This is a genomic window from Nonomuraea sp. NPDC051298 (assembly GCF_055586305.1).
Genome location: NZ_JBVJIM010000005.1, coordinates 177810 through 202630, shown reverse-complemented (window position 1 = coordinate 202630; position 24821 = coordinate 177810). Strand labels below are relative to the sequence as shown.

The 24821-nt window shown below is 71.8% G+C and carries 18 protein-coding genes; 5 read left to right on the top strand and 13 right to left on the bottom strand.

Annotated features, from left to right (window positions below; translation table 11 throughout):
• Window positions 1–78 precede the first annotated feature (78 nt).
• Together ACZ6S0_RS17875 and ACZ6S0_RS17870 are read right to left on the bottom strand one after the other, a co-directional pair.
• On the bottom strand, window positions 79–2706 hold the full coding sequence (locus tag ACZ6S0_RS17875; protein ID WP_465918452.1) for an EAL domain-containing protein: 2628 nt from the start codon (window positions 2704–2706) through the stop codon (window positions 79–81).
• Between the two features lie 237 nt (window positions 2707–2943).
• On the bottom strand, window positions 2944–3762 hold the full coding sequence (locus tag ACZ6S0_RS17870) for a 2-hydroxyacid dehydrogenase (protein ID WP_465918449.1): 819 nt from the start codon (window positions 3760–3762) through the stop codon (window positions 2944–2946).
• Window positions 3763–3890: 128 nt separating this feature from the next.
• Here ACZ6S0_RS17870 and ACZ6S0_RS17865 point away from each other — a divergent pair, with 128 nt between their 5' ends.
• Window positions 3891–4949: a PQQ-dependent sugar dehydrogenase gene (locus tag ACZ6S0_RS17865; protein ID WP_465918446.1), complete on the top strand. Its 1059-nt coding sequence runs from the start codon at window positions 3891–3893 to the stop codon at window positions 4947–4949.
• Between the two features lie 58 nt (window positions 4950–5007).
• On the opposite strand, the gene ACZ6S0_RS17860 is transcribed toward ACZ6S0_RS17865, so the two are convergent.
• From ACZ6S0_RS17860 to ACZ6S0_RS17850, 3 genes are all read right to left on the bottom strand, one after another.
• On the bottom strand, window positions 5008–7020 hold the full coding sequence (locus tag ACZ6S0_RS17860; protein WP_465918442.1) for a VanW family protein: 2013 nt from the start codon (window positions 7018–7020) through the stop codon (window positions 5008–5010).
• 92 nt (window positions 7021–7112) lie between these two features.
• Complete coding sequence (locus ACZ6S0_RS17855) at window positions 7113–7769, bottom strand: response regulator (protein ID WP_465918438.1); 657 nt, start codon at window positions 7767–7769, stop codon at window positions 7113–7115.
• A complete protein-coding gene (locus ACZ6S0_RS17850) occupies window positions 7766–9379 on the bottom strand; it encodes an ATP-binding protein (RefSeq protein ID WP_465918433.1) in 1614 nt (537 codons plus the stop codon). Before ACZ6S0_RS17850 ends, ACZ6S0_RS17855 begins: the two co-directional genes overlap by 4 nt.
• Window positions 9380–9515: 136 nt before the next feature.
• On the opposite strand from ACZ6S0_RS17850, the gene ACZ6S0_RS17845 reads away from it, so the two are divergent.
• Genes ACZ6S0_RS17845 through ACZ6S0_RS17835 form a run of 3 tightly spaced genes read left to right on the top strand, consistent with a single transcriptional unit; the run spans window position 9516 to window position 12479 of the window.
• Window positions 9516–10484, top strand: a complete 969-nt coding sequence (locus ACZ6S0_RS17845) for a Bug family tripartite tricarboxylate transporter substrate binding protein (RefSeq protein WP_465918430.1) — start codon at window positions 9516–9518, stop codon at window positions 10482–10484.
• Window positions 10484–10969, top strand: coding sequence for a tripartite tricarboxylate transporter TctB family protein (locus ACZ6S0_RS17840; protein WP_465918426.1), 486 nt, complete (start codon window positions 10484–10486; stop codon window positions 10967–10969). The genes ACZ6S0_RS17845 and ACZ6S0_RS17840 overlap by 1 nt, the downstream gene beginning before the upstream one ends.
• 1 nt (window position 10970) lies before the next feature.
• The gene (locus ACZ6S0_RS17835) at window positions 10971–12479 is read left to right on the top strand and encodes a tripartite tricarboxylate transporter permease (RefSeq protein ID WP_465918424.1); all 1509 of its coding nucleotides are present in this window, start codon (window positions 10971–10973) and stop codon (window positions 12477–12479) included.
• Here ACZ6S0_RS17835 and ACZ6S0_RS17830 read toward each other — a convergent pair.
• The 7 genes from ACZ6S0_RS17830 to ACZ6S0_RS17800 all read right to left on the bottom strand — a co-directional run bounded on the left by ACZ6S0_RS17830 (window position 12463) and on the right by ACZ6S0_RS17800 (window position 23021).
• Window positions 12463–13881, bottom strand: a complete 1419-nt coding sequence (locus ACZ6S0_RS17830; RefSeq protein ID WP_465918421.1) for an MFS transporter — start codon at window positions 13879–13881, stop codon at window positions 12463–12465. The two genes, ACZ6S0_RS17835 and ACZ6S0_RS17830, sit on opposite strands and share 17 nt — an antisense overlap.
• Before the next feature lie 139 nt (window positions 13882–14020).
• A complete protein-coding gene (gene gatB / locus ACZ6S0_RS17825; protein ID WP_465918419.1) occupies window positions 14021–15526 on the bottom strand; it encodes an Asp-tRNA(Asn)/Glu-tRNA(Gln) amidotransferase subunit GatB in 1506 nt (501 codons plus the stop codon).
• 61 nt (window positions 15527–15587) lie between these two features.
• Entirely contained in the window at window positions 15588–17078 is a 1491-nt protein-coding gene (gatA, locus tag ACZ6S0_RS17820) for an Asp-tRNA(Asn)/Glu-tRNA(Gln) amidotransferase subunit GatA (RefSeq protein ID WP_465918416.1), read from the bottom strand.
• On the bottom strand, window positions 17075–17374 hold the full coding sequence (gatC, locus tag ACZ6S0_RS17815) for an Asp-tRNA(Asn)/Glu-tRNA(Gln) amidotransferase subunit GatC (RefSeq protein WP_465918413.1): 300 nt from the start codon (window positions 17372–17374) through the stop codon (window positions 17075–17077). The genes gatA and gatC overlap by 4 nt, the downstream gene beginning before the upstream one ends.
• A 116-nt stretch (window positions 17375–17490) precedes the next feature.
• Window positions 17491–19557: a putative bifunctional diguanylate cyclase/phosphodiesterase gene (locus ACZ6S0_RS17810; protein WP_465918411.1), complete on the bottom strand. Its 2067-nt coding sequence runs from the start codon at window positions 19555–19557 to the stop codon at window positions 17491–17493.
• A 193-nt stretch (window positions 19558–19750) separates the two neighbouring features.
• Window positions 19751–21940: an NAD-dependent DNA ligase LigA gene (gene ligA, locus ACZ6S0_RS17805; RefSeq protein WP_465918408.1), complete on the bottom strand. Its 2190-nt coding sequence runs from the start codon at window positions 21938–21940 to the stop codon at window positions 19751–19753.
• 88 nt (window positions 21941–22028) lie between these two features.
• Window positions 22029–23021 carry a methionine synthase gene (locus ACZ6S0_RS17800; protein WP_465918406.1) on the bottom strand — a complete coding sequence of 331 codons (993 nt, stop codon included), beginning with the start codon at window positions 23019–23021 and terminating at the stop codon, window positions 22029–22031.
• A 24-nt stretch (window positions 23022–23045) separates the two neighbouring features.
• Here ACZ6S0_RS17800 and ACZ6S0_RS17795 point away from each other — a divergent pair, with 24 nt between their 5' ends.
• Complete coding sequence (locus tag ACZ6S0_RS17795; protein ID WP_465918403.1) at window positions 23046–23678, top strand: MBL fold metallo-hydrolase; 633 nt, start codon at window positions 23046–23048, stop codon at window positions 23676–23678.
• Window positions 23679–23700: 22 nt separating this feature from the next.
• On the opposite strand, the gene mnmA is transcribed toward ACZ6S0_RS17795, so the two are convergent.
• Complete coding sequence (mnmA, locus tag ACZ6S0_RS17790; protein ID WP_465918399.1) at window positions 23701–24759, bottom strand: tRNA 2-thiouridine(34) synthase MnmA; 1059 nt, start codon at window positions 24757–24759, stop codon at window positions 23701–23703.
• Window positions 24760–24821 lie beyond the last annotated feature (62 nt).

Genomic DNA, 24821 nt, shown 5'->3' with positions numbered 1-24821 from the left:
ACGAGAATCTCACTGCGAAGCATGCCCTATACCATAGCCGCTCCGAACGCCCCGGTGCCAACTTCGTGGACACATGTCTCAAACAGTGAGACTCGTACGCATCAGCGAGTCGACTCCGCGGGCCGTCATCGGCCGCGCCACCAGGAAACCCTGCCCCCGTGTGCAGCCCATCCGCTTCAGCAGTTCGAGCTGCTCGGGACGCTCAATCCCCTCTGCCACCACGATAAGCCCCAGGTCGTGCCCCAGTCGCACGATCGTACGGGTGAGCAGGGTGAGCGTCTCATCGTTGCCGAGCCCGGACACGAACGACGGATCGATCTTGATCATGTCGACGGGGAGTTGCCTGAGGAACGCCAGCGAGGCGTAGCCGGTGCCGAAGTCGTCGATGGCCAGCCGCACCCCGAGCGCCCGCAGCTCGCCCAGCCGCTTGACCGTCTCTTCCGCGTCCTCGACGAGCATCTCCTCGATCACCTCAAGCGTGAGCGCGGAGGCGGGCAGCCCGCTCTCGGCCAGCGCGCCCGCCACGGACTCGACGAACCTGGGCGCCATGATCTGGCGGGCCGACAGGTTCAGCGACAGCCCGATGTCCCAGGACGAGGCCCGCCAGGCGGCCACCTCGCGGCACGACTCGCGCAGGATCCACTCGCTCAGCGGCACGATCAGCCCGGTGTCCTCGGCCGGGCCGAGGAACTGCTCGGGCGGCACGAACACCGACCCGCGCCACCACCGCACCAGCGCCTCGACCGCGGTCACCCGCGACGTGGCCAGGTCGACCACCGGCTGGTACTCGATGGCGAACTGCTGCTCGATCAGCGCCCGCTGCAGGTCGGCCGCCAACTCCAGGCGACGTAGCACGTCGGCGTGCATCTGCGCGGCGAACACCTCCACGCGCCGCCCACCCAGCTCTTTGGAGCGCGCCATTGCGACATCGGCGTTACGCATGAGGTCGCCAGCCGGCGTGTCCTCCTCGGTGAAGGCCACGCCCACGCTGGCGGTCAGCGCCACGTCGCGGTCGGCGACCCGGAAGGGCTCCTGCGAGACCGCGCCGAGCAGCCGCTCGGCCAGGTCGACCGCGACCTGCGCCTCCCCGCCGGTCTCCACCAGCACCGCGAACTCGTCGCCGCCCCAGCGGGCCAGGGTGTCGTCGGCGCGTACGGCCCCGCGCAGCCGGCGGGCCGCCTGGCCGAGCAGGTAGTCGCCGCTGGCGTGCCCGACCGAGTCGTTGACCGAGGTGAACCCGTCGAGATCGAGGAAGATCACCGCGACGTTGGCCGCGCCCTGACCCGACGTGCGCCCCGCGAGCACCTCCCTGGTGCGCTCCTCGAAGTAGGCGCGGTTGGGCAGGCCGGTGACGCCGTCGTGGAAGGTCAGGTGGGCGACCTGGTTGCGCAGCGCCTCCTCGTCGCTGACGTCTCTGGTCGTCACGAGCATCAGGTCGTCGCCGCCGACCTGGCGGGTGGCCACCGACTCGGTGGGGCGCCAGGTGCCGTCGGCCGCGCGTACGCGGCAGGCGATCAGGCAGGCGCCGGGCGCCGAGGGCTCCTCGTCGAGGTTCAGGGCGCGCAGGGCGACCTGGATGCCGGGCACGTCCTCCGGGTGGATGTAGTCGAAGATCGAGCCGCCCACCAGCTCGTCGGCGCGGTAGCCGTACGTGGCCTGGACACCGGCGCCGATCTCGCGGACGACGCCCTCGTAGTCGCAGGTGAACACCACGTCACCGGTGCTCTCCGCCAGCTCCCTGAGCTGGCGCTCGCCCAGCTTGACCAGGCCGCGCAGGCGGACGTTGGCGGCCGAGACCACGAACAGGCGCACCAGCAGGAGCAGCACCACGGAGACCGCGAGCACCACGATCCCGGCGACCGGGCTCCCCGCGCGCCCGCCGGCCTGGTGGGCCAGCAGCGTGCAGGCGGCGACGGCGACCAGGGCCAGCGGCACGAGCCCGACCACGTGGCCCACGGCCGGCCGGCCCACCTGCCTGACCCGCGGCCCCCACGGAACGGCGGCCAGCAGCAGGAAGCCGACGGGCGCGAGCAGCACGCTCCAGAGCTGTGGCTCGGCACCGACCAGCCGGGCCACGGCCGACCCCAGCCCCGCCACGGTCATGGCGGCCAGCACGCCCACCCCGGCCAGGCCGAGCAGCCAGGACGAGGACCTGCTGGTGAGCACCGACGGGAGCACGGCGCACGTCACCAGCAACGCGATCATCGGCGGCGCCACGGCCAGCGTGAACCCGGCCGGGTCGCCGCCGTCGGTGTAGACGTGCCGCAGGGCCACCACCCAGCCGATCAGGAACAGCGAGGCGGTGCACAGGTAGGCGTCGGTGATCTGCCGTAATGCGGCCCCGACCGGGAACCTGCGGTCGGCGGCGATCAGCGCCCCGCCGGCCGTGACCACCGCGCCGAGCAGGACGAACATGTCCGCGAAACTGACCGCGAAGCCCTCGGCGAACGGCCGCAGCGTCACCCCGGCGGCCCAGATGACGGCCCCGCCGCCCATCCAGCGCGCGGCCGTGCCAGTGGGGCGATGCGCGGCCTGCTGCACCGAGGCGACCAGCAGGGAGGCGGCGGCGATCAGCGCCGCGAGCCCCCCGGCGACCGCACCGGTGATCGCGGCCGGGGCTCCTGCCGCGAGGACTGCGGCGAAGGCCACCGCGCCCGTGGCCGCCGCGGCGGCCGGCGGCACCCGTGGATCACGCCAGCGGATCACAGTCGTTGCCCATCCCGTCTCGAACTCTGCACCTGCGACCGCCGAAGCCCGGCCGATCACTCCGCCAGTGTGTTCGGTCGTGGGTGCGCGGGTGGTGACAACGCCGATGTCGTCACCGATCTGATAACCAGACAAGACCAATTACCGCCAAGAGTTTCTTGACAGTGAGTCAGGAGACCCTTGCAAACGCCACCGTACGCACCGAAGGTCACGGACCAGCCACGTTCCGGGATCCTCTCAGTACGAGTCGGTAATGACGTTGATCAGCTCTTCACCTGCGACGTAACGCCCGAGCTGGGCTCTGAGATAGCGCAACATGCGCCGCCCGGAGGCCGGGGTGCTGCCCGCGACATGCGGGGTGATGAGCACGCCGGGAGCGCTCCACAGAGGGTGCCCCTCGGGCAGCGGCTCGGGCTCGGTCACGTCGAGGGCGGCGCGCAGCCTCCCGGCCTTCAGCTCCGCGAGCAGCGCGCCGGTGTCGACTATCCCGCCCCTGGCGGCGTTGACCAGTACGGCGCCGTCCTTCATCCTGGCCAGGAACGCGGCGTCCACCATCCCGGCCGTGGCGGCGGTGGCGGGCACGAGCAGCACGACGACGTCGGCCTCTGGCAGCAGGGCGGGCAACTCGGCCAGGGCGTGCACGCCGTCGCGGGCGCTCCTGGCCACGCGTACGACGTCGACCTCGAAGGGCTCCAGCCGTCTTTCGAGCGCGGCGCCGATGGAGCCGTGACCCACGATGAGCACGCGCGAGTCGGCCAGCGCGCCGGTGTGGTGGTAGGTCCACTCGCCTCTGCGCTGCGCGTCCACGAAGCCGGGGAACTCCCTGAGCACCGCGATCATCGCCCCGACCGCCCACTCGGCGGTGCCCGCGTCGTGCACGCCGCGGGCGTTGCACAGCACGGCCCCCTCGGGGATGTGCGGCCGGTACTGCTCCACACCCGCGGTCACGGTCTGGACCAGCCGCAGCGACCGCATACGGGCCAGGGTCCCCGGCACGCCGGGCAGGGCGGCCAGCGGCGGGATCCACACCTCCACGTCCTCCACCCCGTCCGGCATCGGGGACGTGCTGTTATACACAGCACATTCAACGCCGGGCAGGTCGGACAGCACATCAGCCACCGAATCGGATGGAACCCAGGTCTTCATGCCGAGAACCTTACGACCCCGAGGGAAGTATGGAACACATGAGCAAGCTCTGGACGATCATGCTGTTGGCCGCTCTCACGGCCTGTTCCGGCGGCGTCTCCCCCGGTGGCGCCGAGGTGCTTCCCACGGCGGCGGTACCGGCCCAGGACGCGCCCGGAGCGCCGAAGGACGTGGCGACCGGGCTCTCCGTACCGTGGGGGATCGCGTTCCTGCCCGGGAGCGACGCGCTCGTGACCGAACGCGACACCGCCCGCCTCCTCCGGGTCACCCCCGCAGGACAGGCGACGGAGCTGGCGAAGATCGCCGAGGTGCGGCCGGACGGCGAGGGCGGCCTGATGGGCGTAGCGGTCAAAGACCAACAAATCTTCCTTTACTACACCGCCGAACAGGACAACCGGATCGCCCGCTACCGCCTGTCAGGCAACGGCCTGACAGACGCGCGGATCATTGTCAAGGGCATCCCGAAGGGCTCCATCCACAACGGCGGCCGCCTCGCCTTCGGCCCCGACGGCCACCTGTACGCCACCACGGGCGAGACCGGCGACCCCGGCCTGGCCCAGCAGCGCGACTCGCTCGCGGGCAAGATCCTGCGCATGACCGCGGACGGCGCCCCCGCCCCCGGCAACCCGTTCGGCACCCTGGTCTACAGCTACGGCCACCGCAACGTCCAGGGCCTGGCCTGGGACCCGTCCGGCCGGCTGTACGCCTCCGAGTTCGGGGCCAACACCTACGACGAGATCAACCTGATCAAGCCGGGCGCCAACTACGGCTGGCCGGAGGCCGAGGGCCGCAGCGACGACCCCCGCTTCACCAACCCGCTCCTCACGTGGCCCACGTCCGAGGCGTCACCGTCGGGCATGGCCTACGCGGACGGCTCCCTGTGGGTGGGCGCGCTGCGCGGGGAACGGCTGTGGCAGGTGCCGCTGACCGCCGACGGCTCGGTCGGCAGGCCGGTGGCGCACTTCACCGGCCGCTACGGGCGCATCCGCGCCGTCACGACCGCCCCCGACGGGTCCCTCTGGTTCGCGACCAGCAACAGGGACGGCCGCGGCTCCCCCAGGAACGGCGACGACCGCATACTCTCCCTCACCCCTTGAGGCGCTCCGGGGCCTTCCCCGGTGCCCGCGGGCCCGCACCCGCCGGGGAAGGGCGGGTTCAGCGGGCGGCGGTGCAGGTGAGCTGGGTTCGCGGGCTGTACTTGGTGGTCAGCTTCTTGTCCTTCTTGACCACCTTGCCGTCGTCGTGGAACACCCGGGTCACGTCGATCGTGAACCCCTGCTCCCCCACCGTGGGCAGGCAGTCGGCCGCGGCGCTCGTCTCCTGGCCGAACGGCGTGAAGTCCCTGCGTTCCGACTCCACGTGCTTCACCTCGTCGTACCGCTTGACGCCCCACAGCACGACGGCCACCGACGTCTCGGTGACGGCGGTCTTGATGAGCACGCCGTTCTCGGAGTCGTTGCGCCACTTGAGATCCTGGTCCGGGTACGCGAACGCCGCGTCCCGGCCCGCCGGGTAGCGCGGGTCGTAGTGGTCCGCCGGCTGGTGGTCCACTTGGTCGTAGCCGCCGAAGTAGGCCGCGTTGTACATCGTGGTCGCGACCTGCGAGCCGCCGCCGCCGACGGCGTTCACCGTCCGCCCGCGGACGACCTGCGCCGCCTCGACGTACCCGTCCTCGACCGTCGGCTCCCCCAGCACCTCGTTGAGTGAGAACGTCTCGCCCGGCCTCACGACGTGGCCGTCGAGCCGCTGGGCCATGAGCTGGATGTTCTTCACCCGGGCCTGGCAGCACTCGAACGTGGTGGTGAAGCTGCTCACCTGCTCCTTGATGCCCAGCCCCTGGATCTGCGAGGTCTCCACCTCCGGCGCGACCGCGCCGAGCTTGACGGGGACCGTGCGGGCGCCGCCCGTGTCGAAGACCTTCTCGGCGTCCTTGGCCAGCAGCTTGTCGTTGACGCCCCGCCCGTCCCGCGCCGCCACCAGGACCGGCTTGCCGTCCACGATCTCGTACGTGGCGTCGCGCGGCTGCTGGGCGGCGTCCACCAGGCTGCCCTCCAGCGTGGCCAGCACCGCCTTGGCGTCGAACTCGGCCGCGAGCCCGCCGTCGCCGTCGGATTCGTAGGTCAGGTTCGCCGCGATCATGGCCGGGGAGACCTGCGCCTGCTTGCCGTCGATGGTCAGCGTCAGAGGGCCGGCCACGGCGGCCTTCGCCCTGGTCATCGCCTCGGCGACGGCCTCGGGGGTGGTGACGGGCGTCGCGGGCTCGAGCGTGAGCGCGACCTCGCCGCCCCCGCCGAGGAAGGCGGCGCCGATCCGGCGTACGGCGTCGTCCTGGTCGAGCACCACGCCGGGCGCGGGCCGGCGGCTCTTGGGCACCAGCCCGGTGAAGGTCACCCGGCCCTCCTGCGCGTGCTTGTCCACGCCTTCCGCCAGGCTCTCGACGGTCCTGTTGAGCTGGGCGGAGTCGGTGCTGATCTTCGGCTCCAGCTCGGTCGTGCCGGTCAGGCCCTGCCAGACCTCCTCCGGGGTGGGGAAGCCGCTGGGCGCCTGCCCGATGGTGCCGACGACGTCGAGTTCGAGCCCGGCCGCGTCGGCCTGGATGGTCTCCTTCTTGCCGCCGATGTCGACCACGACGGGCTTGCTGAGCCGTGCGCCCAGCTCCGTACGCAGCTTGTCGGCCGCCTGCGTCACGGTCAGGCCGCCGATGTCCACCCCGGCCACGCGCGTGCCGCGCAGGACCGACCCGGACATGAGCACCGCCGGCACCACGTACGCCAGCACGACCAGCACCAGCACGAACACGCCCAGCCCTGGCAGCACACTGCGCCGCCTGGGCGGCTCGGGCGTGTACGGGGAGGGGCTCTCCGGTCCGCCGAACGCGGGGGCGGGCGGGAGCGCGGACTCTCGCCCGGCCATCGGCCACGGCTGCGCGGGCGGCGCCACCGGGGGCAGCGCGCCCCGGCCCGGCTGACCACCCTGACCACTCTGACCACCCTGGGCGCCCTGGCCTTGGGCCGGGTGGGGCTCCTGCCTTTCCTGCGGGCCGAAGATGTCCCGGGACACGCCCGGGGGCAGCCCTTCGATCCGCGGCCGCTTGGAGACGCCCGACGTGGGTAACGGCACCGAGGCGAACGGGTCGGTCGGTGATTCGATCGGTCCGGCGTTTCGCACGCCTCAATCTCCTCCCGGTCCGCAGCCAAGTCTCAGGCAACAGTAAGGCACGCGGATCCGCATATGTCACGGGAAATGGCTACGGAAATGTGTCAACCTAGCCACCGGTAGCGATGTTCCGGACGACCGGCCGTGCCGTAGCGCGGCCGGTACTCGGCCTGCCCCACCACGCACAGGTGTTCCAGATAGCGGCGGACGCTCACCCGCGACAGGCCCGTCAGCTCGGCCGCCTCGGCGGCCGACAGATCGCGGCCGGCGTCCCTGAGGGTGTCGGCGACCAGCGCGCACGTGGCCGCCGACAGCCCTTTCGGCATGGGGGCGGCGGACTTGAACGTGCCGAACAGACGGTCCACGTCGTCCTGGCGGGCCTCGGGGCCGATCGCGGTCAGGCGCTTGCGGGTGTCGGCGTACTGCTGGAGGCGTTCGGTCAGCGCGGCGGCGGTGAACGGCTTGATGAGGTAGTTGACCGCGCCGCCGCGCATGGCCTCCTTGACGGTGGACACGTCGCGGGCGGCGCTGATCATGAGGACGTCCACGCCGTGGAGCGCCTTGAGCACCTCCAGGCCCGACATGTCGGGCAGGTAGATGTCGAGCAGCACGAGGTCGGGCCGCAGCTCGTCGGCCGCGGCCAGCGCGTCGGCGCCGTTGTGCGCGACGGAGACGACGCTGAAGCCCGGCATCCGGGCCACGTAGCCGCTGTGGATGCGGGCCACCATGAAGTCGTCGTCGACGACCAGGACGCGGATCACGGGCCCGCCTTCGCCGGGAGCAACGCCGTGAACACCGCGCCGCCGGAGGGCCCCGAGACGTCGTCGGCGGCCGGGCCTGGGCCCGAACTGCCCACGCGTACCCAGCCGCCCCGGCGCAGGCACGCCTGCCTGGTCAGCGCCAGCCCCAGCCCGCGCGGCCCCGACTGGGCGGCCTTGGTGGTGAAGCCCTCCCTGAAGACCTCCTCCACCAGGTCGGGCGCGATGCCCGGCCCCGAGTCGCCGACACGTACGCGCAGGCCGCCGGCATCGGCCTGCACCGACACCTCGATCGTGCCCTCCGCGCCGTCGAGGGCGTCGATCGCGTTGGCGACCAGGTTGCCGACCACCAGCACCGCGTCCTGCGGGTCGCCGAGCAGGCCCGCGGGCACCGAGGAGTCGTCGGCCAGCACGAGCGTGGCCCCGCGCTCGGCCGCCTCGGCGGACTTGGCCAGCAGGAGGGCGGCGAGGGTCGGGTCCTGCACGCGTTCGCGCAGGTCGGTGGCGTACGTGCCGCGCGTGGTGCGGGTGATGAAGCTGACGGCCGCCTCGTGCTCGCCCAGCTCCAGCAGGCCCACGACGGTGTGCATGCGGTTGGCGAACTCGTGGGCCTGGGCCCGCAGCGCCTCGGTGGCGCTGCTGGAGTCGTCCAGCTCGCGGGCCAGGCGCACCAGCTCCGTACGGTCCCGCAGGGTGACCACCCAGCCGCGGTGCCGGCCGCGTACCCAGACGGGGGTGCGGTTGAGCACCAGCACGCGCTCGCCGTGCAGCACCACGCGGTCCTCGCCGGGGTCGGCGCCGCCGAGCACGTCGCGCATGCGCTCGGAGACCGGCATCCGCGTGAGGTCCTCCCCGACGTCGCCCAGCAGCTCGCGGGCGGCGTCGTTGACCAGGGTGACCCGCCCCGACAGGTCGAGCGCGAGCACGCCCTCCTTGACACCGTGCAGCACGCCCTCGCGCTGCTCCAGCAGCGCCGCGATCTCGCGCGGCTCCAGGCCGAACGTCTGCCTGCGCACCCGCGCGGTGATCATCGCCGCCAGCGTGAGCCCGGCCACCAGCACGGCCAGCGCGGTCCAGATCAGCGGCGGCAGGGCCTGGGAGAGCTGGCTGACGACCGTGGTCTCCAGCACGCCGACGGAGACGAGGCCGATGACGTTGCCGTACTCGTCGCGGATGGGCGTCTTGCCCCTGACCGTGGTGCCGATCGTGCCGGTCTCGGTGCCGACCCAGCTCCGGCCCGTACGCAGGACCGTGCTGCCGTCGGTGGACAGTCGCTTGCCGATCAGCGCGGTGTTGGGGTGGGCGTAGCGCTGCTGGTCGGTGTTGGCGATCACGACGTAGTCGGCGCCGGTCTCCTGCTGGACGCTCATGGCCAGCGGCTGCAGCACGCTCTCCGGGCGTTCGAGCTCGAACGCCGCGCGCACCTGCGGCAGGCCGGCCACCGACTGGGCGATCGCCAGCGCCCGCTGCTGGTGCAGCGAGTCGAGCTGGTCGCGTGTGTGCTCGGCCCACACTCCTCCGGTGCCACCGACGGCCAGCAGCACGATCACCATCTGGAGCACGAAGAGCTGGGTGCCGAGGGAGGCGTCACGAACCCGTCTCACCCTGCACATGGAAACAAACACAGGTCACGGCCAGGTCGCGACCAATACGACCACTATGACGGCAACCGCGCAAAGCCTCGACGCCCACGGGAAGTCACCTCACCATGCCTGTTCAACGAAGGTGAAAACCCCCCTTGGAGTGATCATGCGCTTGCGCGTACTCGCCGCCCTCGCGGCACTCTCCCTCGGCGCGCTGACGGCCTGCGGTGAGTCCGGCACCACCGCCTCCGCCTCGTCGCTGCGGATCATGGCCCCGGCCGCGCCGGGCGGCGGATGGGACCAGACCTCCCGTACGGCGGAGCAGGCGTTCAAAACGGCCGACCCGGCGCGCAAGGTCGAGGTGTTCAACGTGCCGGGCGCCGGCGGCACGATCGGCCTGGCGCAGCTCGCCGGCGAGAAGGGCAACGGCAACCTGCTGATGACCATGGGCCTGGTCATGGTGGGCGCCATCGAGCAGAACAAGTCGAAGGTGACGCTGGCCGAGACCACGCCCATCGCCAAGCTGACCGAGGAGTACGAGATCGTCGTGGTCCCGGCCGCGTCCCCGTTCAAGACGCTGGCCGACATGGTGGCGGCCTGGAAGACCGACCCGGCGAAGGTGTCCATCTCGGGCGGTTCGGCGGGCGGCACCGACCACATCGTGGCCGGGCTGATGGCCAAGGCCGCGGGCGTCGACCCCAAGCAGGTCAACTACATCGCCCACTCGGGCGGCGGCGAGGCGCTCAACGAGCTGCTCGGCAACAAGGTCAGCGCGGGCATCTCCGGCGTGTCCGAGTTCGCCGAGCACGTCAAGTCCGGCAAGCTGCGCGCCCTGGCCGTGACGTCCGCCGAGCGGCTGCCCAGCCTCGACGCGCCCACGCTGAAGGAGGGCGGCCTGGACGTGGAGCTGTCCAACTGGCGCGGCTTCGTCGCCCCCGGCGGGCTCTCCGACGCCGACAAGAAGACCCTGACCGACCTGGTCACCAAGATGCACGACTCGCAGCCGTGGAAGGACGCGGTGGCCAAGAACGGCTGGATCGACTCCTTCCAGACCGGCCAGCAGTTCGCCGACTTCCTCGGCGCCGAGCAGACCAGGGTCAAGGGGATCATCGCCGAGATGGGGCTCGTCTCCTGATGACTCGCTGGTGGCGGCCCGAGCTCGGGCTGGCGGTCGTGGTGCTGGTGCTGGGCGTGCTCGTCGTGGTCGGGACGCTCGACGTCACCGCGGCGGCCTCCCAGCTCGGCCTCGGGCCGCGCTTCTTCCCCATGCTGGTGGGCGGCGCGATGGTGCTCATCGGCCTGTTCTACGTCGCCGACGTCGTACGCGGCGGCCACGCCGAACCCGAGGAGAGCGAGGACATCGACGCGGACGCGCCCACGGACTGGCGCAGCGTCGCCCTGGTCAGCGGCATCTTCCTGGCCTTCGCGGCGCTCCTGAACGTCCTCGGCTGGATCATCGGCGCGAGCCTGCTGTTCTTCGGCCTGTCGGTGGCGCTGGGGGCCGAGCACAAGGTGCGCGCGGCCGGGGTCTCGGTGGTCATGGGCGTGGTGACGTACCTGCTGTTCGTCAAGGGCCTGGGCGTGACGCTGCCCGGCGGGCCGCTGGCGGGGGTGATCTGAGGTGACCTCCCTGCAGTTGCTGCTCGACGGCTTCGCCGCCGCGCTCACCCCGGTCAACCTCCTGTACGCGCTCATCGGCGTCACCCTCGGCACCCTCGTCGGCGTGCTGCCCGGCATCGGGCCCGCGATGACGGTGGCGCTGCTGCTGCCGATCACGTTCACGGTGCCGCCGACCAGCGCGTTCATCATGTTCGCCGGCATCTACTACGGCGGCATGTACGGCGGCTCGACCACCTCCATCCTGCTCAACACCCCCGGCGAGTCGGCGTCGATGATCACGGCGCTGGAGGGCAACCAGATGGCCCGGCGCGGCCGGGCCGCCCAGGCGCTGGCCACGGCCGCCATCGGCTCGTTCGTGGCCGGCACGATCGCCACGGCGCTCCTGGTCGTGGCGGCGCCGGCGGTGGTCAGCTTCGCGATCTCGTTCGGCCCGGAGGACTACTTCGCCCTGGCGATCCTCGCCTTCACGGCCGTGTCCTCGGTGTTGTCGCGCTCGGTCGTGCGCGGCCTGGCCTCGCTCGGCCTCGGCCTGGTGATCGGCCTGGTCGGCATCGACCAGCAGACCGGGCAGGCCCGCCTGACGCTGGGCATCCCGCAGTTGCTCGACGGCATCGACGTGGTGATCGTCGCGGTCGGCCTGTTCGCGGTGGGCGAGGCCCTCTACGTCGCCTCCCGCCTGCGCCACGGGACACCCGAGGTGGTGCCGGTCGGCCGGGCCTGGATGGGCCGCGCCGACTGGCGGCGCTCCTGGCTGCCGTGGCTGCGCGGCACCGCGCTGGGCTTCCCGTTCGGCGCGCTGCCCGGCGGCGGGGCCGAGATCCCCACCTTCCTGTCGTACGCGGCCGAGCGGCGCCTGGCCCGCGGCGTGGCCCGCGAGGAGTACGGCAAGGGCGCCATCGAGGGCGTCGCGGGCCCCGAGGCGGCCAACAACGCCGCGGCGGCCGGCACCCTGGTCCCGCTGCTCACGCTGGGCCTGCCCACGTCCGCGACGGCCGCGATCCTGCTGGCCGCCTTCCAGCAGTACGGCCTGCAGCCCGGACCCCAGCTCTTCGACCACAACCCGGCGCTGGTGTGGGGCATGATCGCCTCGCTGTTCATCGGCAACATGATGCTGCTGGTGCTGAACCTGCCCCTGGCCCCGCTCTGGGCCCGCGTGCTGCGGATCCCGCGGCCGTACCTCTACGCCGGGATCGTGCTCTTCGCCGCCCTCGGGGTCTACGCGCTGAACGGCACCGTGGTGGACCTGTTCGTCCTCTACCTGCTCGGCCTGCTCGGCTACGCCATGCGGCGCTTCGGCCTGCCCGTCGCGCCCGCGGTGATCGGCATGATCCTGGGCCCGATGGCGGAGATCCAGCTCCGGCGGGCGCTGGCCATCGGGGCGGGGGACGTGAGCGTGCTCGTCCGCAGCCCGATCGCCGCCGTCCTGCTGCTCCTGGCCGCCCTGGCGCTGCTCACGCCGCTGTTCAGGAAGCTCGTGGCGCGCAGGTCGAAGGTCACGCGGACCGGCTGACCCGCTCCCCGGACGGCCCCGCCGGCGTGGCGGGGCCTTTCGCGGCCGTCCTGGGGGCGATGGCGAGCCCGGCCAGCGCCATGGCCAAGGTCGCGGCGAAGACCGTCCAGTAGCCCGAGCCCGACGCCGTGAACAGCGCCCCCGTGGCCGCCACCGCCACCACCGAGAACACCGACTCGCCCACCTGCAGCGCCGAGCTGTTCCTGCCCTGCTCACCGGGCGCCGACAGCTCCAGCGTGACCACCGACAGCGTCGGGTAGACCAGCCCCATCCCGAACCCGGTGACGGCCCACGCCGGGAACGCCAGCCCCACCGGCACCGCGGCGAACGCCACCGCCCCCATGCCCACGATGCCCAGCGCGATCATGGCCGAGCCGAGACGCAGGTTCGTCATCCGGCCGAAGACCTCCCTGCCCTGCAGCCAGGAGGCGGCCGACCAGGTCAGCGAGCCCGTCATGAGGGCGAGCCCGGCCGTGAACGTCGACAGGCCGCGCTCATGGACGAGCATGAGCGGCACGATCACCTCGGCCGCGAAGAGCGCCCCGGCGGCCAGACCACGCAACGCCACCACCGTGGGCAGCCCTCTCGCGGCGCGCAGCGTGCCGGTGGGCAGCAGCCGGGGCAGGGCCACGGCCAGCACCGCGAGGCCGGCGAGGAGGAGCGGGAGCGACTGGCTGCTGCCGTACTGCATGAGCGCCGCGCCTACGGCCGTCACGGCCGCCCAGCCGACCTTGCGTGACCGGCCGGGGGCCGGACCGGCCTGCCCGCCGTCCACCGGCTGCCCGGCCAGCCCGCGCAGCAGCACCAGCGCGCCCAGCGCGGTGAGGAACGGCACCAGCAGGAACACCCAGCGCCAGCCCAGCGTGTCGGTCACCAGGCCCACGACCACCGGGCCCACCATCGAGGGCACCACCCACGCGGTCGCGAACAGGGAGAAGATCCGTGGATGCGTCTGCTCGGGGTAGACCCGGGCCACCACGACGTACAGTGCCACGTTGACCAGCGCGCCGCCGAAGCCCTGCAGGAACCGGCCCGCGATCAGCACCTCCATGCTCGGCGCCAGCCCTGCCACGGTCAGGCCGGCGGCGAACCCGGCCACCCCGGTCCACAGGGGCGCGCGGGGCCCGCGCACGTCCGCCCACCGGCCGCCCAGCACCGTGCCGACCACGCCCGCCGCCATCGCGCTGCTGAACGCCAGCCCGTAGAGCGGCAGTCCGCCCAGTTCGCCGGCCACGACCGGCATCGCGATCGCGACCGCCATGTACTCGAAGGCCACCAGCGACACCATCGCCACCAGGCCCGCCGTCAACGCCCTTCTCGTCACGCCGCCGCCCGCCGTGCCGCTTCTTCTAGGCGTGCCGCCGGTCGTCATGTCGCCTGTCGTCATGCTGCTCGTCGTCATGCCGCGAACGTACGTCGGCCGGTCGGGGCCCGCCTCCAGCCAGAGCCCGTCACGGATTCGGCCATTGGGCCTAGGACCCGAGCCCGGTCAGGCGAGAGGGCCCCGCCGCGGCGGCGGCAGGGCCCTCATCGGCGGTGGGTCACTCGGAGACGCCGAGCTTCTCCAGGATCAGTTGCCGGGCGCGGGCCGCGTCGGCCTTGCCCTTGCTGGCCCGCATGACGCCGCCCACGAGCGCGCCCGCCGCCGCGATCTTCCCTGAGCGGACCTTCTCGGCCGCGTCGGCGTTGTCGGCCAGCACCTGGTCGATGATCGCCGACAGCTCGCCCTCGTCGTTGACGATCCGCAGCCCGCGCCGCTCGACCACCTCGTCGGGGGTGCCCTCTCCGGCCAGCACGCCTTCGAGCACCTCGCGCGCGAGCTTGTCGTTGAGCGCGCCCGAGGCCACCAGCTCGGTCACCCTGGCGATCTGCCCGGGCGTGATGGGCAGGTCGGCCAGCGGCGTGGCGGTCTCGTTGGCCCGCCGGGCCAGCTCGCCCATCCACCACTTGCGCGCGTCGGCCGCCGGGGCGCCGGCCGTGACCGTGGCCTCGACCAGGTCGATCGCGTCGGCGTTGTGCATGGCCTGCATGTCGAGGTCGGACAGCCCCCACTCGGCCTGCAGCCGCTTGCGCCGGACCGACGGCAGCTCGGGCAGGGCCGCCTTCAGCTCGGCCACCCACGCCGTGTCGGGCGCGATCGGCACCAGGTCGGGCTCGGGGAAGTAGCGGTAGTCCTGTGCCTCCTCCTTGGACCGCCCGGACGTGGTGGTGCCGGTGTCCTCGTGGAAGTGGCGGGTCTCCTGGACGATCTTCCCGCCCCCGGCCAGGACGCCCGCCTGCCGCTCGATCTCGCTCCGCACGGACCGCTCGACGCTGCGCAGCGAGTTGACGTTCTTGGTCTCCGTACGGGTGCCCCACTCGGACGAGCCGCGCGGCATGAGCGAGACGTTGACGTCACACCGCAGCGAGCCCTCCTCCATGCGCACGTCGGAGACGCCCAGCGAGCGCATGATCTCGCGCAGCTCGGTGACGTAGGCCTTGGCCACCTCGGGCGCGAGCCGGTCGGTGCCCGGGATGGGCTTGGTCACGATCTCGACCAGCGGGATGCCGGCCCGGTTGTAGTCGACGATCGAGTAGTCGGCTCCCTGGATGCGCCCGGTCGCGCCGCCCACGTGGGTGGACTTGCCGGTGTCTTCCTCCAGGTGCACCCGTTCGATCCCGATGCGTACGATCTGCCCCTCGACCTCGACGTCGAGGTAGCCGTCGAAGCAGAGCGGCTCGTCGTACTGGGAGATCTGGTAGTTCTTCGGCATGTCCGGATAGAAGTAGTTTTTCCGGGCAAAGCGGCACCACTCGGCGATCGAGCAGTTGAGCGCCAGGCCGATGCGGATCGTCGACTCGATGGCCGCCGCGTTGGCCACCGGCAGCGAACCGGGCAGCGCCAGGCAGGTGGGACAGACCTGCGTGTTGGGCGGGGCGCCGAAGGTCGTCTTGCAACCGCAGAACATCTTCGACTTGGTGCCCAGCTCGACATGCGTCTCGAGGCCGAGCACCGGCTCGAACCGCTCGAGCGCTTCGTCGTACGGCATGAGCGTACCGGCAGTCATGGTGAGGTCCTTAGATCAGATCGTAGCGTTCGCGTGAGCACGCGGCCGTCGCCTCCTCGTCCTACAGCTCGGGGGCCTTGGACAGCAGGCCACCGCCCCAGCGGCTCTCCAGGGCCTGCTCCACGGCCGCGCCGACCCGGTAGCAGCGGTCGTCGGCCAGGACCGGGGCCATGATCTGCAGACCCACCGGCAGGCCGTCCTCGTCGGCCAGGCCGCACGGCACGGAGATGGCCGCGTTGCCCGCCAGGTTGGACGGGATCGTGCACAGGTCCGCGAGGTACATCGCGATCGGGTCGTCCGCGCGCTCGCCGATCGAGAACGCCGTGGTCGGCGTGGTCGGCGACACCAGCACGTCGACCTGCTGGTAGGCGGCCTCGAACTCGCGGGAGATGACCGTGCGCACCTTTTGCGCCTGGCCGTAGTAGGCGTCGTAGTAGCCGCTCGACAGCGCGTACGTGCCCAGCATGATGCGCCGCTTGACCTCGGGACCGAACCCCGCGGCCCTGGTCAGCGCCATGACCTCTTCCGCGCTGCGGGTGCCGTCGTCGCCCGCGCGCAGGCCGTAGCGCATGGCGTCGAAGCGCGCCAGGTTGGACGAGCACTCCGAGGGCGCGATCAGGTAGTAGGCGGGCAGCGCGGTCGTGAACGACGGGCAGGAGACCTCGACGACCTTGGCCCCGAGCGACTCCAGGAGCTGGACGGCCTCGTGGTAGCGGGCCAGGACACCGGCCTGGTAGCCCTCGCCCGCGAACTCCTTGACGACGCCGATCCGCAGGCCGGCGACGTCGGGCGTCCTGGCGGCCTCGACGACCGAGGGCACGGGCGCGTCGACCGAGGTGGAGTCCATCGGGTCGTAGCCGGAGAACGCCTCGTGCAGCAGCGCCGCGTCGAGCACGTTGCGGGCGAACGGCCCCGGCGTGTCGAGCGAGCTGGCGAACGCGATCAGCCCGTAGCGGGACGAGCCCCCGTAGGTCGGCTTCATGCCCACGATCCCGGTCACCGCGGCGGGCTGCCGGATCGACCCGCCCGTGTCGGTGCCGGTGGACAGCGGCGCCTCGTACGCGGCCACGGCGGCGCTCGAGCCGCCCGACGACCCGCCCGGCACCTTCGTCAGGTCCCACGGGTTGTGCGTCGTCTGGTACGCGGAGTTTTCCGTGGAGGAGCCCATGGCGAACTCGTCGAGGTTCGTCTTGCCCAGGATGACCAGCCCGGCCGCGCGCAGGCGGGCCGTGACGGTCGCGTCGTAGGGCGGCCGCCAGCCTTCGAGGATCTTGGAGGCGGCGGTGGTGGGCATGTCGTGCGTGGAGAAGATGTCTTTGTGCGCGATCGGCACCCCGGCCAGCGGCCCGAGCCGCTCCCCGGCCCTGAGCCTGGCGTCGACGGCCCGCGCCTGGTCGAGCGTGGTCTCCCGGTCGACGTGCAGGAACGCCTGGACCTTCGGCTCGACCTCGGCCATCCGGTCGAGGTGCGCCTCGGCCACCTCGACGGCCGACACCTCGCCACCGGCGATCATCGAGCCCAGCTCGGCGGCGGTCTTGCGGATCAAGCTCATGCCTCCTCCCCGAGGATGCGCGGTACCCGGAAACGGTCGTCCTCGACGGCGGGAGCGCCGGAGAGCGCCTGGTCAGGCGTCAGGGACTGTCGCACCTCGTCGGCACGGAAGACATTGGTCAGCGGAAGCGCGTGCGACGAAGGCGGCACGTCCTCGGCGGCGACCTCGGTCACCTTCGCGACCGCCTCGATGATGGCATCGAGCTGGGTGGCGTAGTGATCGAGCTCGTCGTCGGTGAGCGCCAGCCTGGACAACCGGGCCAGGTGTGCGACCTCGTCGCGGGTTATGGCGGACATGAGTCGTTGAACCCGTTTCGTGGATGGAGTCTTTGGACACTGCCATCCTAGGGGGCTTGACCTAGCAGGCCCGAACCCTTAACTACCCCGCAACATCCGCGAGACGTGAGCCCTCCTCAGGCGGAGCTGCTGACCTCGGGCTGGTAGCCGTACCGCACCGCCGCGCCGGGCCGGTCGCGCAGCCAGACCGCCGCCTCGTCGGCCGGCATCGGCTCGCCGAACAGCCAGCCCTGCCCCACGTCGCACCCCAGCTCCGCCAGCCGCATCGCCACCTCGTCCGACTCCACTCCCTCCGCCACCGACCTCAGCCCCAGCGAGCGGACGAGGTCGACGATCGAGCGGACGATCCGGTAGTCGTCCTCCGACTCGGCGATCCGGCGTACGAAGGAGGCGTCGATCTTGACCTCCGACACCGCCAGCCGCTGGAGCCGGATCAGCGAGGAGTATCCGGTGCCGAAGTCGTCGAGCGCCAGCGGGACGCCGAGCGCGGCCAGGGCCTTGATGGTGTCCTGGGTGTAGGCCTGGTCGCCGGTCAGGATGCGTTCCGTGACCTCGAGCTGGATGGCCGCCGGTGGCAGGCCGTACCTGGCCAGGCCGACCTCCAGTTGCTCGGGCAGGGCGGAGCCGAGCAGGTCGCGGGCGGAGATGTTGACCGAGATCTGCACCCGCAGCCCCGTGTGCCACCAGGCGGCGGCCTGCTCCAGGGCCTCCTCGACCACGTACGCCGTGAGCTGGCGCATCAGGTACGACTGCTCGGCCAGCGGCACGAACTCCGACGGCGGGAGCTGCCCGTGCACCGGGTGCCGCCAGCGCAGCAGCGCCTCCACCCCCTGGACGTCGCCGCCGCCCAGCCCCACCTTGGGCTGGTAGTGCAGGCGCAGCTCCCGGTTGTCGATGGCGCGGCGCAGGTCGCCGAGGAGGGTGAGGCGTTCGGGGGAGTTGCGGTCTTTGTCGGGCTGGTAGAGCTCGACGCCCGTGCGCCCCTCCTTGGCCAGGTACATGGCCACGTCGGCCCGTTGCAGCAGCAGCTCGAAGTCGGGCGCGTGGTCGGGGTAGAGGGCGATGCCGACGGATCCGTCGAGGTCGAAGGTCATGCCCTCCAGGCGTACCGGCTCGGTGAGCGCCGCCCGCAGCCGGGCCGCCACCTCCCTGGCCGCGTGGGCGTCCCTGATCGAGGGCAGCAGCACCGCGAACTCGTCGCCGCCGAGCCTGGCCACGACGTCGCCCGGCCGTACGGAGTGGGTGAGCCGGTGCGCGACCAGTTGCAGCAGCCGGTCGCCCACCGGGTGGCCCATCGTGTCGTTGACCTCCTTGAACCGGTCGAGGTCGAGCAGGAACAGGCCGACCCGTTCGTCCTGGCGGACCTCGGCCAGGGCCTCCTCGGTGCTGACGATGAGCATCTTGCGGTTGGGCAGGCCGGTCAGCTCGTCGTGCAGCGCCTGGTGGTCGCGGCGCATGGACAGCGTGGCGGTGAAGTAGACGGCGGCCAGCGGGGCGACGAAGAGGGGCACGAGTCCCGGCGAATGGCTCATGACCACGACGACCAGCGGGGCCAGGCCGAGCAGCCCGACGTACACGAGGCCCTGGGGGCCCACGGTGACCTTGAGCACGCGGACGATCGAGCGCCGCTCGTGCAGCGCCACCGCGCCGGTCACCAGGGCCGCCCTGCTCACGAAGTACGCGACCCCGGCCAGCACGATCGCCGGCAGGTCGCCTCCCGTGGGCACCCACGGCACGGCCGGGCTCGGCGCGATCCCGAACGTCCCGAGCACCACGGCCGCCGCGGTCAGCGCGAGGGTGGACTGCGCGATGTTGAACATGACCCGATGCCACGACCTGCGCGTCACCACGCCGTTGATGGTGACGGCGACGGCCTGCATGAGCACCGCCACGGGCAGGCCGAAGTGCATCAGCACGGCGAAGGTGAACATGGTGGACGGATAGGTGCCGCCCACGATCGTCGCCGAGGACACCATCACGGGCCTGAGTTCGCCCAGGATCACCAGCACCGCCAGCACCCAGAACAGGGGCGCGCGGGCCAGCTCCACCAGACCGGCGGGATCCAGCCTGAGCATGGCCACCAGCAGGGCGGTGAAGCCGATCACGGTGATGCCCGCGAGGTATCCCCACAGCGGCGTGCCGACGCGTGGTCCGGTGTCGCGGGTGTCGGTTGGGTCAGTCATCGGTAACAGAACCCCCATTAGGTCACTATGGGAGGGTACGACCTTCACCCCACTTCGCGAAACCAAGCGCGTACGTTCCGTCACTTCTCCTTTCCGACATATACCCAAAAAGCACCCTCAGTAGCAAACCGAGCACGCTGCGGCCCGGAGCCTCCGCCCCTGACCGGACAGCAGGCCCCTCCGGGCGACCGGACTACACCTCCGGGGTGACCGCCGCCGCCGCTGCCGCCTCCGGCCCCTCGCCGAGCAGGACCTCGAAACCGGCCCCGTCGAGGATCGGCACTCCCGCGGCCACCGCCTTGTCGTACTTCGACCCCGCGTTCTCCCCCGCGATCAGGAACGACGTCTTCTTGGACACCGACCCCGACACCTTCCCGCCCCTGCTGGTCAGGGCGTCGGCGGCCGAGTCACGCGTGTAGCCCTCCAGCGTGCCCGTCACCACGAACGTCAGCCCGTCCAGGAGCTGCGGGCCCTTCTCGGGAGCGGGCTCGTCCTCCATCCGGACCCCGGCCGCGCGCCAGCGTTCGACGATCTCCCGGTGCCAGTCGACCTCGAACCACTCCCTGATCGTGGCCGCCACCCTGGGCCCGATGCCCTCGACCTCGGCCAGCTCCTCCTCCGAGGCGTTCATGACGGCGTCGATCGAGCGCATGGCGTCGGCCAGCGCGCGGGCGGTGGGCGGGCCGATGTGCCGGATCGACAGGGCCACCAGCACCTGCGCGAGCGAGGACTGCTTCGCGCGCGGCAGTTCGTCCATGAGGCGCAGCGCGTTCTGGCTGGGCTCGCCGTTGAGATTGGAGAAGAAGGTGACGACCTTCTGCTCGCCGGTCTTCGGGTCGATCTTGGGCAGGCCGGATTCCGCGTCGCGGACCACCGACCTGATGGGGACGAGCTGCTCCAGCGTCAGGTCGAACAGGTCGGCCTCGGTACGCACCACCGGCTGCTGCGGCGGCAGCGGCTGGGTGAGCGCGGTGGCGGCGACGTAGCCGAGCCCGTCTATGTCGAACGCGCGCCGCCCGGCCGCGAAGTAGACGCGCTCGCGGATCTGGGCGGGGCAACCGCGGGCGTTGGGGCAGCGCAGGTCGGCGTCGCCCTCCTTCTCGTACGCCAGCTCCGTGCCGCACTCGGGGCAGTGCGTCGGCATGACGAACTCCCGCTCGGACCCGTCGCGCAGCGCCGTGACGGGCCCGACGATCTCGGGGATGACCTCGCCCGCCTTGCGCAGCACCACGGTGTCACCGATGAGCACGCCCTTCTTGACCACGATGGCGGCGTTGTGCAGGGTGGCGCGCTCGACCGTCGAGCCCGCCACCACGACCGGCTCCATCACCCCGAACGGCGTGACCCGCCCGGTGCGCCCCACCCCCACCTGGATGTCGAGCAGCTTGGTGTTGACCTCTTCCGGCGGATACTTGTACGCGATCGCCCACCGCGGCGCCCGGGACGTCGAGCCCAGCTCCCGCTGGGTGCGGAAGTCGTCGACCTTCACCACGACCCCGTCGATCTCGTAGGCCGGGTCGTGCCGGTGCTCGCGGTAGTGCTCGATGAACTCGTTGATCTCGCCGAGCCCCGGCAGCACCTTGTAGAGGTCACTGACGGGCAGCCCGAACTCGCGCAGCCGGTCGTAGACGTCGGACTGCGCGCTCGGCTCTGGCGCCCCCTCCCACAGGCCGATGCCGTGCACCAGCATCCGCAGCGGACGCTGGGCCGTGACGCGCGGGTCCTTCTGCCGCAGCGTCCCCGCCGCGGAGTTGCGCGGGTTGGCGAACGGCGGCTTGCCCTGCTCGACGAGCTGCTCGTTGAGCCGCTTGAAGTCGGCGACCGGGATGTAGACCTCGCCGCGCACCTCGACCAGGCTCGGCACGTCGTGGCCCGTGAGCCGGTGGGGGACGCCCTTGATCGTGCGTACGTTGTCCGTCACGTCGTCGCCGGTGAGCCCGTCGCCGCGGGTGGCGGCGCGTTCGAGCCTGCCGTCGCGGTAGACCAGCGCGATGGCCAGGCCGTCGATCTTCAGCTCGCACAGGTAGGGGCCGGGGTCGCCCTCGGCCAGCCGCTCGGCCCTGACCTGCCAGGCGGCCATCTCCTCGGCGCTGAAGGCGTTGTCGAGGCTCTCCATCCGGTTGAGGTGCCGGACCTTCGCGAAGTCTCCCGACACCGGCGCGCCCACCTTCTGGGTGGGCGAATCGGGCGTCTGGAGCGTCGGATGCGCCTCCTCCAGCGCGAGCAGCTCCTTGAACCACTCGTCGAACCGGGCGTCGCTCACCGTCGGCTGGTCGAGCACGTAGTAGCGCCAGCGGGCCTCCTCGACCAGCTCGCTCAGCTCGGCGTGCCGCTTGAGCGCGGTTACCGGCACGCCCCCGACCTCGGTGCCTGACTCACTCACGCAGCCTCTCCTTCCCTACGACCCCGTACGGCCTACGACCCCGTACGACCTGAGCAAACGCTACCGCCGAGCCCGCGTGAAGCCACGTTCAGCCGCCCGGCCGACCGTTCGCGGGATCGTCCCTGAGCACCTGGGCCGCCTTGCGGCAGGCGGCCAGCGCCACCCGCGCGTACGCGGGCGAGGCCCCCGCCAGACCGCACGACGGGGTCAGCACGACCTGCTCCGCCAGCCGTTCTGCCGCGAACCCCAGCCGTCGCCACAGCTCCAGCGCGGGCTTGGCCACCACTCCCGGATCGGCGAGCCGGGTGTCGGTGCCCGGCACGACCCCCAGGAACAGCGCCATCCCGGCCTCGAACGACTCCCCCAGCGCGTCCTCGTGCGCCCGCCGCAGCAGCGCCGCGTCCAGCGACACCCCGCGCACCCCCGCCCGGCGCAGCAGTCCGAACGGCACCCCCGGGGCGCAGCAGTGCACCACGGGACGGTCGAAGAGCCCCATCGACTCCTCCACCCGCCACTCCTCGACCGCCGCCAGCCGCCCGAACCCCGACGCCGTCGGCACCGTGCCCGCCAGCACCCCTGGCAGCCCCGGCTCGTCGAGCTGCAACACGATCTCGGTCACCCCCGGCAGCCGCCGCCGCACCTCGGCGCAGTGCTCGGCCACACCCTGGGCGAGCGAGGCGGTCAGGTCGCGTACGGCCCCCGCGTCGGAGAGCATCTTGTCGCCGTGCCGCAACTCGATCGCCCCCGCCAGCGTCCACGGCCCGCAGACCTGCACCTTCAGCGGCCCGGAGTAGTCGTGCCCGATCTCCTCCAGCCCGTCGAGGTCGCGCCGCAGATGGTCGACGGCCCGCTGGTGGTCGCGGCCTGGCCGGTCGGTCAGCCGCCATCCCGACGGCTGCACCTCGACGGACAGATCGACCAGCAGCGCCGCCGACCGGCCCACCAGGTCGGCCCCGACCCCCCTGGCGGGCAACTCGGGCAGATACGGCAACCCGGGCACCTCACCGAACACAACCCTGATCGCCTCAAGATGGTCCTCGCCCGGATGCGAGCCGACCCCGGTGGCTTCCCACGTAGACATGGGCACAAGCGTAGGCTCTGGCGGGTGAAGCTCACGAAATACGATCACGCCTGCGTCCGCGTGGAGAAGAACGGCAAGGTCCTGGTCATCGACCCGGGCACTTTCGTACGGAGCCCGGTGCTCGACGGGGCCGACGCGGTGCTCATCACCCACGAGCACGCCGACCACGTGGACGTCGACCAGTTGAAGGCCGCCTCACCCGGCCTGGAGATCTGGACCTGCGAGGGCGTCGCCGCGCAGTTGGCCGAGGTCCCTGGCCAGGTCCAGGTGGTGCGCCACGGCGACGCCTTCGAGACGGCCGGGTTCCAGGTGAAGGCGTTCGGCGAGTGGCACGCCACGAACCACCCCGACATACCGCCTGTCCAGAACATCGGTTTCCTGGTCGACGACGAGGTCTTCTACCCCGGCGACGCGCTCACCGTGCCCGGCGTGGAGGTGCCGACGCTGCTGGTGCCGACCGGCGCGCCGTGGCTGAAGCTCGGGGAGACGGTGGAGTATCTCCGTACGGTGCGTCCGGCGCGGGCGTTCTCCACCCACGACGGCCTCTACAACGAGGTCGGCCTGGGCTTGGTGGACAACTGGCTGCGCATGGAGTCGGAGAAGCAGGGCTCCGACCTGCGCCGCCTCGCGGTCGGCGAGTCGGCCGTCCTCGACTAGCGCCGCTCGCCCCCGGCCCGGCTCAGCGGGCCGAGACGATGGTGGCCGAGCCGATCACGGTGGCGCCGGAGTAGAGCACCGCGGCCTGACCGGCGGCCACACCCGTGGCGGGCCGGTCCAGCTCGATCGTGAGCCCGTCGGGGGTCTCCTCGAACCGGCAGGCGTAGACCTCACCGTGCGCCCTGAGCTGCACGGTCAGGTCGTCGAACCGGGACGGCCCATTCCAGACCGGACGCCCGCAGGTGATCGAGCCGACCTCCAGCGCCGTACGCGGACCGACGGTGACCGTGTTGGACACCGGCTCGATGGACAGCACGTAGCGGGGCCTGCCGTCGGGCGCCGGACGGTCGATGCGCAGGCCCTTGCGCTGCCCCACGGTGAACCCGTGGGCGCCCTGGTGGCTGCCCACGACCGCGCCCTCCTGGTCGACGATGGGCCCCTCGGCCGCGCCCAGCCGCTCGGCCAGGAAGCCGCGGGTGTCGCCGTCGGCGATGAAGCAGATGTCGTGGCTGTCGGGCTTGTCGGCCACGGTGAGACCACGCCGGGCGGCCTCCTCGCGCACCTCGGCCTTCGTCGAGCCGCCCAGCGGGAAGATCGCGTGGCTGAGCTGCTCGCGGGTGAGCACGCCCAGCACGTAGGACTGGTCCTTGCCCGCGTCGACGCTCCTCGACAGCACGCCGTCGGCCAGATTGGCGTGGTGGCCGGTGGCGACCGCGTCGAAGCCCAGCGCCAGCGCCCGATCGAGCACCGCGGCGAACTTGATCTTCTCGTTGCACCGCAGGCACGGGTTGGGCGTGCGGCCCGCCGCGTATTCGGACACGAAGTCCTCGACCACGTCGCGCTGGAAACGCTCGGCCATGTCCCAGATGTAGAACGGGATGCCGATCACGTCGGCGGCCCGGCGCGCGTCGCGCGAGTCTTCGATCGTGCAGCAGCCCCTGGCCCCCGTGCGGTGGGATTGGGGGTTGGCCGACAGCGCGAGGTGAACACCAGTGACGTCGTGACCGGCCTCGGCGATCCGGGCGGCGGCCACGGCGGAGTCGACGCCGCCCGACATGGCGGCAAGCACACGAAGTCCCATGACCGTTCCAGCGTACTGTCCGGCGGGGTGTGCGCGACCATGCGCTCGGTCTGGAAGGATTC